This window comes from Nodosilinea sp. FACHB-141, from assembly GCF_014696135.1.
Taxonomy (GTDB): domain Bacteria; phylum Cyanobacteriota; class Cyanobacteriia; order Phormidesmidales; family Phormidesmidaceae; genus Nodosilinea.
In genome coordinates this window covers 24,428-32,849 of sequence record NZ_JACJPP010000009.1, presented here as the reverse complement: position 1 = coordinate 32,849, position 8,422 = coordinate 24,428, and the positions used below count along the sequence as shown (strand labels likewise).

General features: G+C 55.8%; 8 protein-coding genes. 4 read left to right on the top strand and 4 right to left on the bottom strand.

Annotated features, from left to right (window positions below; all coding sequences use genetic code 11):
- Window positions 1-201: 201 nt before the first annotated feature.
- A complete protein-coding gene (locus H6F59_RS08000; RefSeq protein WP_190697463.1) occupies window positions 202-1,617 on the bottom strand; it encodes a NupC/NupG family nucleoside CNT transporter in 1,416 nt (471 codons plus the stop codon).
- Window positions 1,618-1,857: 240 nt separating this feature from the next.
- On the opposite strand from H6F59_RS08000, the gene H6F59_RS07995 reads away from it, so the two are divergent.
- The 4 genes from H6F59_RS07995 to H6F59_RS07980 all read left to right on the top strand — a co-directional run bounded on the left by H6F59_RS07995 (window position 1,858) and on the right by H6F59_RS07980 (window position 4,484).
- On the top strand, window positions 1,858-2,130 hold the full coding sequence (locus H6F59_RS07995; RefSeq protein ID WP_190697460.1) for a hypothetical protein: 273 nt from the start codon (window positions 1,858-1,860) through the stop codon (window positions 2,128-2,130).
- A 90-nt stretch (window positions 2,131-2,220) separates the two neighbouring features.
- A complete protein-coding gene (gene rbsK, locus H6F59_RS07990) occupies window positions 2,221-3,168 on the top strand; it encodes a ribokinase (protein ID WP_190697457.1) in 948 nt (315 codons plus the stop codon).
- Window positions 3,169-3,235: 67 nt separating this feature from the next.
- On the top strand, window positions 3,236-4,093 hold the full coding sequence (locus tag H6F59_RS07985) for a TIGR02587 family membrane protein (protein WP_190697453.1): 858 nt from the start codon (window positions 3,236-3,238) through the stop codon (window positions 4,091-4,093).
- 13 nt (window positions 4,094-4,106) lie between these two features.
- Window positions 4,107-4,484, top strand: a complete 378-nt coding sequence (locus tag H6F59_RS07980) for a hypothetical protein (protein WP_190522478.1) — start codon at window positions 4,107-4,109, stop codon at window positions 4,482-4,484.
- Between the two features lie 38 nt (window positions 4,485-4,522).
- On the opposite strand, the gene H6F59_RS07975 is transcribed toward H6F59_RS07980, so the two are convergent.
- From H6F59_RS07975 to H6F59_RS07965, 3 genes are all read right to left on the bottom strand, one after another.
- Window positions 4,523-5,251, bottom strand: coding sequence for a hypothetical protein (locus H6F59_RS07975; RefSeq protein WP_190697450.1), 729 nt, complete (start codon window positions 5,249-5,251; stop codon window positions 4,523-4,525).
- A 199-nt stretch (window positions 5,252-5,450) separates the two neighbouring features.
- Entirely contained in the window at window positions 5,451-7,667 is a 2,217-nt protein-coding gene (locus H6F59_RS07970) for an EAL domain-containing protein (RefSeq protein WP_190697448.1), read from the bottom strand.
- A gap of 172 nt (window positions 7,668-7,839) precedes the next feature.
- On the bottom strand, window positions 7,840-8,397 hold the full coding sequence (locus H6F59_RS07965; protein WP_190697445.1) for a sugar O-acetyltransferase: 558 nt from the start codon (window positions 8,395-8,397) through the stop codon (window positions 7,840-7,842).
- Window positions 8,398-8,422: the final 25 nt, after the last annotated feature.

Below are 8,422 nucleotides of genomic sequence, written 5' to 3'. Positions count from 1 at the left end.
CCTGCAACTCTCCCACCCCAAAAGAAAAACCCCCTGATTCATCAGGGGGCATAACCTTGTGTCACCCATGGGGGCACAACCTTACAGCGCGTGACACACTGCAATGCCCCTACCAGAGCCCTGATTTGAACCAGGGCTTCTCAAGGCGAATTCCGCATTAGACACCAAGGCGGACGGTCATCTGCTGAAAACTGAAGCCTCTTACCGGCCCAGCACTGCCGCGCCTTCGTAGAAAAAGATGCCCGCCACGCAGCCGGTCATCAGCGTGGCCAGGGTGCCCGCCCACAGAGCTTTCCAGGCAACTTCGCTAATGTCTTTGCGGCGGGAGGGCACCAGGGTCGAGAGACCGCCGACAAAGATGCCCACCGAGGGGAGGTGGGCAAAGCCGCAGAGGGCGTAGCTGACAATCACCAGGGCGCGATCGCTCAGTGTGCCCTCAGCTGCGGCATTGGCTAGGCCAATGTAGGGCGGGATGGCTGTTTCTAAAAACCGTCGCCCAATCAGCTGCGACGATAGCCACAGCTCTTGCCAGTCAAGGGAAACTCCGGTGAGAAAGGTGAGGGGCAAAAACAGCACCCCCATAATGTTCTGCAGCGTGATCACGCTAAACACCTGACCGATGACGCGCCAGAGGGCAAACTCGCTGGTGGCCAGGCTAGCCAGCTGGGCAAAGAGCAAATTGAGCAGGGCGATCAGCCCCAGAATGGCGATCAGCGCGGCAACAATGCCCACCGCCATTTTGACGCCGTCGAGGGCACCCAAAATCAGGCTATCCATCGGGCTTTGCTGCTCGTCGTCGGCCAAGTCGACGGCGGGCACCTTGCCTAGGGTGTCGGGCACCTCTCGCTCGGGCACCAGAATTTTAGCCATCACAAAGCAGGCCGGAATCGTCAGCACCGAGGCCGACATCAGGTGGCCTGCGATCGACGGAAAAATCGGCCGCAGATACCCGGCGTAGAGGCCCAGCACCGTGGAGGCAATGGAGCCAAAACAGCCCGCCAACACAGCGCACAGTTCGCTGCGGGTCATGCGCTCTAGGAAGGGTTTGATGGCGATCGCCGACTCAATGCCGACAAAGATATTCGCCGCTCCCGCTAGGGCCTCGGCCCCGCTGATATTCATGGCCCAGCGAAAGAAGCGGGCAAACACCCGCACAATTGGCTGCACCACGCCCAGGTTATACAGCAGCGCAAAAATGGAGGCAAAAAACACTACCTGAGGCAGCGATCTGAATGCGAAGATGTAGCCCAGGTTGAGGTTGTCGGTTCCTAGGCGATCGCCCGGCACGGCGGTAAAGGGCGGCGTCAGGGCGCGAGCAATCCAGCGTCCGGCTCCAGAGGGGCCAACGGTTTGGTTAAAGTCGGGCACAAAAATGGGGCCAAACAAAAACCGCGCCCCAGCATCAGACGCATCGATTAGGGCGTTGAGAATAGAGCTGAGCCAGACCACCACCGAGCGGGTAAAGGGCAGCAAAAACACCAGCAACCCCACCAACAGCTGAATGGCAACGCCCCAACCAATCACCTTCCACGGTACCCGCCGCCGATCTTCTGAACCCAGCCAGGCAATAAAGCAAAGGCCAAAAATCCCTAGCAGCGAAATCAAACGCAGTGCCATGCGGTGCCATTCTCCTTTTGGCCCAAAATTGGCGAGCCTGCCACCGATTATGCCGAAGAACGTCGCTGGCGAAGCGGCTTGTTCTAGAACTTAACCCTGGGATAGATGCCAGGTGCAAGGTAGCAGGTCCAGGGTTTACGGGTTTGCCTTGAACCGTAGACCTCGAACCGTGGGCCTCAGACCATAAACCAACCATCCTTCGACTGGCTCATAATAGAACTGACCCCCCCGCTCCACCCTATGGAAGCTTTTTCCCCTTTTTCGCCCGACTGGGCCGAGTCTGCCACCCACGCCAGCGAGTTTTGCTGCCCTCAGTGTGGGGCCGAGAGCCGCCAGGCTAAAGCCGTTTGGATCAACCGCCGATCGCCAGTCTACGGGGCTGATCACCGCCGCAAGTGGCAGGAGTTTTACCACTGCGGCGAGTGCGCCACCCCCTGGTGGGCCTGGAGCAGCGATCGACCCCCATCGCCCTACGGCACCCTTGACGATGACGACGACAGGGAACTGTTTTAGGGAATTTCGACGGCAGCCCTGTCGGTGATTCTGCCTTGGGTCGCAGCGCTCCACCCTGCGAAGGTTTAACTGTTTAAGCGCCCGTTACCGATGACCCCTAACCCATCGCCCAAGACCATCCATGTGTTTGGCAGCCTGAACATGGATCTGGTCTGCCGATCGCCCCACCTGCCCCAGCCAGGGGAAACCATTTTGGGCACCCAGTTTGAGACGCTCCCCGGCGGCAAGGGGGCCAACCAAGCGGTGGCGGCGGCGCGACTGGGAGCAGCGACAAGAATGATCGGTCGAGTCGGCGACGATGACTTTGGCCATCAACTCATTCAGGGTTTGCAGAATGCTGGGGTCGATGCCAGTGGGGTAGCAATTGACGGGGAGGTATCGACGGGGGTAGCGGCGATCGCGGTCGATAGTGCCGGCCAAAATACCATCGTGGTCATACCCGGTGCCAATGGCCAAATCAGCGACGGGGATGTCGATCGCCTCACGACCCAGCTGCAGCCCGGCGATCTGGTGCTGTTTCAGTTCGAGGTGCCGCTGCCGCTGGTGATGGTGGCAGCCAAGGCCGCCAAGGCTCAGGGAGCAACAGTGATTGTCGATCCGGCTCCCGCGCGAACTGACCTCCCGCCAGCATTTCTTAGAACTGTGGATATTCTCACCCCTAACCAGGTCGAGGCTGGTCAGCTCACTGGGCTGGCGGTGACCGATGTCGCTACCGCCACCGAGGCGGCTCAGCAGCTAGTGCAGCGCGGCGTTGCGATCGCCATCGTCAAGCTAGGCGACCAGGGTGTTGTGGTTGCTGAAAACCATCGCACCTTTCACCAGCCGGCCCTGCCGGTAAACGTGGTTGACACCGTGGCCGCCGGGGATGCCTTTAACGGCGGCCTGGCCGTAGCCCTAGCCGAAGCGATGGATCTGGAGGAAGCCGTGCAGTTCGCCAACGCTGTGGCGGCAGCGGCGGTCATGGTGCCAGGGGCACAGCCATCAATGCCCGAGCGATCGCAGGTGGCGGCCCTGCGTCTCGGCCTCAAGCACCTTTAGAACCGGCTTCGGCATCTAGCGGTGCCAGAATCTGCCAAAATTAAGGGCAACCTCAGCAAAAGATGGCATGGTACGAATCAAAATCCAGGACTGGCGAACAGAGTTTAGCGATTTGATGCGCGGCATTGCCGGGGCATTTTTGTTTGGTGCCCCCTTTCTCTACACCATGGAGGTGTGGTGGAAGGGTAACTTCACCTCGCCGCCGCGCATGATGCTGATTTTGGGCATGGCCTACCTGGCCCTGGTGCTGCTGAATATCAAAGGTGGATTTCGCGCTGAGCAGCCCCGTAGCCGCACCCAGATTTTGGTCGAAAGTGCCGAGGGGCTGGCGATCGCCCTCTTTACTGCCACCCTCAGCCTGACGCTGCTCGACATTCTTCACATTGAAACCGGCATAGACGCCATCATGGGCCGACTGATCACCCTGTCGCTGCCCTTTTCGATCGGGGTCGGCATTGCCAACAACCTTTTGCTTAGAACCGGCGACGATGACGGTGATGAATCCGCCCAAAAGCGCGACCACCCCTTGCGCAGCACGCTATCAGATGCCGGGGCCGCCCTCCTAGGCGCGATCGTCGTTGGCTCCTCGATCGCACCTACCGATGAAATCCCCATGATTTCCAGCTCGCTGGAGCCCACACGTCTGCTACTGATTATGGCCAGTTCGCTGCTGCTGTCCTACATCATTGTGTTTGAGGCCAATTTTGGCGCTCAGCGGCAGCGACGAGCGCAGTCCGGCTTGTTTCAAAAACCAATTAGCGAAACTGTGGCCGCTTACCTAATTGCGCTGGCCGCTGCAACACTCATGCTGTGGCTGTTTCAGGTCATTCGCGTGGGCGACCCAATTAATCAGTGGGTGAGCTATATCATCGTATTGGGCCTGCCCTGCACCATTGGCGGTGCGGCCGGCCGTCTGGCTGTCTAACCCCTTAAACCCCATGTCTGAAAAGCCCACCCGCAATCGAGCCGAATGGTTTTCCCTCGGCATTTCCCTCACGTTGCTGTCGGCGGTAGTTGCTACGGTGGCTTCACTATGGCTTCAACCATCGACGAAACCTGCCGAATTTACGGTGGAACCGGGTGAAGTGCGGCCCGCCCAGGACCACTATTACCTACCCATTACCATCACTAACGAAGGCGATGCCACCGCCGCCGAAGTCACCGTTGAAGGTACCTTAGAAACCACTAGCCCGGAAGAAGTGGCCAATACCACCTTCGACTTTATTCCCGCTCGCTCCCAAGCTGAAGGGGTGCTGGTTTTTAGCGAAGAACCATCAGCGGCATCGGTGCGCGTGATCAGCTATCAGAAACCCTGAGTTCTTTGAAATTGGGCATTTTCCATAGCGGACAATGCTCAGTAACCCGGCTTTACTTCAATGCGCTGCACGACCTGGTTATTGTGGCCTATGAGCTTTAGCTCATCGACTTTGATCCCTACGGCCTGAATGGGCGCATCAAAGACAAATAATCCATCAGTTACTTCATTTTTTAGCGTTCTACCATCGCTCAAGCGGGCTTCTACAGCCGCCACGTCCGAAGAACGGCTTCGGCCCAGCAAAATTAGCGAGGTGTAGGCACTTTGAGTAGGGCCATAGTGAACGTAGTCTACTCGCTCGGTTGAAACGGCGTCGGGCGGGCGATAGCTAAAGTTTGCTCCCTGGGGAGAGGCCCACCACAGTCTCCAAGGCAACCGCCAGACCGCTACATGCCCACCGTCTAAGGAACCTGGCAACCCCTGACAGACAACAATTGCCGTGGTGGCTGTTTGCCGCTGGACTTTGGTCACTGGGGCGTTTTCACAAAAACCGTCTCGCTGGGCGGCGCGCGCTGGCGTTAGGCCCCAGTTATCTGCGTACCAGAGCCACCAAACCCCTGCCGCTAAACCAGCAGTGGCCAGTGCAAAAAGTACTCTGGCAATACTTTCAGCCTCCTGGACAGAACAGCGTAAAACTAATCTCATCAACAGTTCACCGTGCTGCGCAGTTTCTTTGACCAGCGATCGCTTCCCGAGTTCCCGAGGCGCAGGCTCAGCGGGGTCTAATACCAAATACAAATCAAACAACCCCGATTCCCAAGAGGCCAAACCGTAGAGGCGTAGGCATAGCCGAGCCGGAGACTCTATTGCATTCGCCCTGCTGAATCAAAGGTAGCCAAGCAGGATTTAGCGTAATCTCCAAGTCGGGGCTAGTAACGCGAGAGCGCGATCGCCGTTTCGACTAATACCTTCAGGTGGTATAGCTGTATCTGGCTACTTCGCACCGCAGCCCCGACACGGCAAGTCGTTAGAATGACGCCGCTATTTCTCCATAGCTCACCTGCACCACACAGTTTTTCCCTTGGGCTTTTGCTCGGTAAAGACCTTGATCAGCGGTAGCGATCAACGTTGCAGACGACAGCTGGCTCTGCGGCACAACAGTTGCTACGCCAAAGCTAAGTGTCACCAGGTCACTGGTCTGAGATTGAGGAGGGGACAGTTGTAGAGCCGCCAAATTAGCCTGAATTGCTTCGACCACGGCGATCGCCCCCTCGGTGGTGGTATTTGGCAGAATAATCGCAAACTCTTCGCCACCGTAGCGGGCTGCCAAATCGGATGGACGCCTAGACGCCTGCACAATGGCTTTGGCTACCTGCCGCAGAGCATCGTCTCCAGCTAGGTGGCCATGGGTGTCGTTGTAGAGTTTGAAGCAGTCTACATCACACAAAATTAAAGATAGGGAAGACTGCTCTCGGGCCAGCCGTTGCCATTCTGCACTCAGCCGAGCGTCGAAGCAGCGACGGTTGGCCAGCTGGGTTAACCCATCTACCGAAGCCAAGCGATGAAGCTCTTGATTAGCGGTTTGCAGCTGGTGATATAGCTCCGCTTGCTGAATGGCGATCGCCGCTTGCCCAGCGAGTTGATAAAGTAAATTGACCTCCGACTGCTGCCACTGGCGCGTCTCGTTGCACTGGTGGGCAATTAAAAGCCCCCACAGCCGCTCTTTTTGCAGGATAGGCACAATCAAATTCGCTCGAATATTCAGGCTTTGAAGCAGTTCAATATGGCACGACATCAGCCCTGCTGTTTCAATGTCTTCGATCGCCCGGGTGTTGCCCTGCTGGTAGTAGGCCGCGTGGGTCGTCTTAAAGCAGGTATCCATGACATGGAAACCTAAGATGGATGGGCACCCCTCTGCCAAAGATTCGACCGCTACTAACCCGCTCCAGTCAGGCTCAAACCGATAGATTACAACTCGATCGACCTCAAACAGCTGTCGAACTTCATCCGCTGTCGTTTGGAGAATCTCATCTAACTTCAGCGATTGCCGAATGTGCTGAGTTACAGCTGCAACAATGCGCTCAGGTGCAGTTTGGTGCTGTACTTTTTGCAACGCTGGCCGCGAAGGCGCTGGGGTGAGCGCCACCGCTTTTGCGTTGAAGCGCGGCGTCGTTTTAGCCGGTGTAGCAGCGGGTTTAGCAATCAAATAGCCCTGGGCGAAGGTAGCACCCCGTTCCTGCAACCAGTTCAACTCTTCAATGCACTCGATGCCTTCGGCAACGGTTTTAATGTTCAGATTTTGCGCAATTTCTAAAAGCTTTTCAGTGATGGAAGCCTTGTAAACGTCAAGGTGAACGTTTCGAATTAGCTCCATATCGAGCTTGACGAAATCTGGCCGCAGCTGATGCAGCAGGTTCAGACCGGAATACCCGGATCCCAAATCGTCTAGAGCAACAGCAAACCCAGCGTCCCGGTAATATTTCAGTACAGTCTTAAGGTGGTCTAGATCTTGAGGATTGTCTGACTCAACAACTTCAAACACAACCTGATCGTGGCGAATACCGGCTTTATCAATGGCGTCCACCGTGCTCCGCAAGCAAGACACCGGATCATACAGCGCTGTGGGGGAAAAGTTGATAAAAATACGTCCCGTCAAGTTGTGCCGACTTGCTTGATTAATGGCGCTAAGGCGAGCCACCCGGTCTAGCTGCGGCAACAAACCCGCTTCGGTTGCTAGCTCAAAAATGGAACTTGGCATAACCAAATTACCCTGCTCATCTAGCCCACGCAGAAGGGATTCATACCCATAGATTTGAGCCGTGTCGTCAATGGAAACAATTGGTTGAAAATGGCTGGTGATGCGATCGCTAGTCAACATATCCACCAGCCAATCAGATTGACTGATCTTGATAAAGCGCTGTAGGGAGGAAATGTCGCTAAAATCCTGCAGCTGGGGCTGCACCGCACCCCGAACAAATAGAACTTGGGTTTCTTTTAGTTCTCTCGGTGCTACTAGCTGAGCCAATCTTTGGGCAACATTCTGGGCTTGGCCAGATTTGCAGGCTATGGTCAAACCCGGCCGCTCCTGCATTAGCTCAAATTCGAGCGATTCTTGTTTTAGAAAAGGAATGACTTTCGCTAACGTATGGGGAACTGGAAACCACAGAAAAAGTCGACCTGCCTCTCCAGCCTGACATCGACCAATACTCTGACAAGCGCAAGTCTTAGAGGCAGAAAATCCCATAGCTCAAACCCGCAATCAATCGGTGGTCTTTAGTGTTCCCATCCCACTGTGGAGAGCGTCATAGGTTAGGCAGGATAGCTAAGATTTCAAGAAGATAAATATCAGAAAAAGTCAGGCAACTTGTTGCAATCGACCGCAATAATTCAACCAATAATGATATAGTTGCGCAATTCTAAACTTTGCGTAAAATTCGGCAAGGATTGCCTACCGCAACTACATTTGCGGGAATAGATTTTGTCACTACACTGCCTGCACCAATCGTTGTATTGTCACCAATCGTCACCCCTGGGCAAACAATCACACCGCCACCTAGCCATACATTACTGCCAATCATAATGGGAGCTGCCATCTCTAACCCACTCAGCCGTACCGCTGGGTCAACAGGATGGTAGGCCGTGTAGATCTGCACATTGGGCGCAAGCATTACATCATCTCCCAGCGTTACCCAGTTGCAGTCAAGAATGGTGCAGTTGGTGTTGAGGTAAAGGTTTTTGCCGGCTCGAATGTGGTCACCGTAGTCACAGAAAAAGGGCGGAGTAATCTCGAAGTTGGGGCCAATGGTGTGAAAGAGCGATCGCACCACCTCCTGCCGCACCTCAAGCTCTGCTGGCCGAGCATGGTTAAACCGATACAGCTTTTCTTGAGTCTGCCGCCGCATTGCGACTAGCTCGGGGTCTGCCCCTCGGTAGAGCTCATGCGCCAGCATCTTCTCCCGCTCGCTGTTCACCATGAGACTACCCTCTCTAAGCCAAGAC

What these genes read in the sequence shown, in the direction of transcription:
- H6F59_RS08000 (WP_190697463.1), bottom strand. Translation starts at nt 1,617, where the DNA reads ATGGCACTGCGTTTGATTTCGCTGCTAGGGATTTTTGGCCTTTGCTTT.
- H6F59_RS07995 (WP_190697460.1), top strand. Translation starts at nt 1,858, where the DNA reads ATGGAAGCTTTTTCCCCTTTTTCGCCCGACTGGGCCGAGTCTGCCACC.
- rbsK (WP_190697457.1), top strand. Translation starts at nt 2,221, where the DNA reads ATGACCCCTAACCCATCGCCCAAGACCATCCATGTGTTTGGCAGCCTG.
- H6F59_RS07985 (WP_190697453.1), top strand. Translation starts at nt 3,236, where the DNA reads ATGGTACGAATCAAAATCCAGGACTGGCGAACAGAGTTTAGCGATTTG.
- H6F59_RS07980 (WP_190522478.1), top strand. Translation starts at nt 4,107, where the DNA reads ATGTCTGAAAAGCCCACCCGCAATCGAGCCGAATGGTTTTCCCTCGGC.
- H6F59_RS07970 (WP_190697448.1), bottom strand. Translation starts at nt 7,667, where the DNA reads ATGGGATTTTCTGCCTCTAAGACTTGCGCTTGTCAGAGTATTGGTCGA.
- H6F59_RS07965 (WP_190697445.1), bottom strand. Translation starts at nt 8,397, where the DNA reads ATGGTGAACAGCGAGCGGGAGAAGATGCTGGCGCATGAGCTCTACCGA.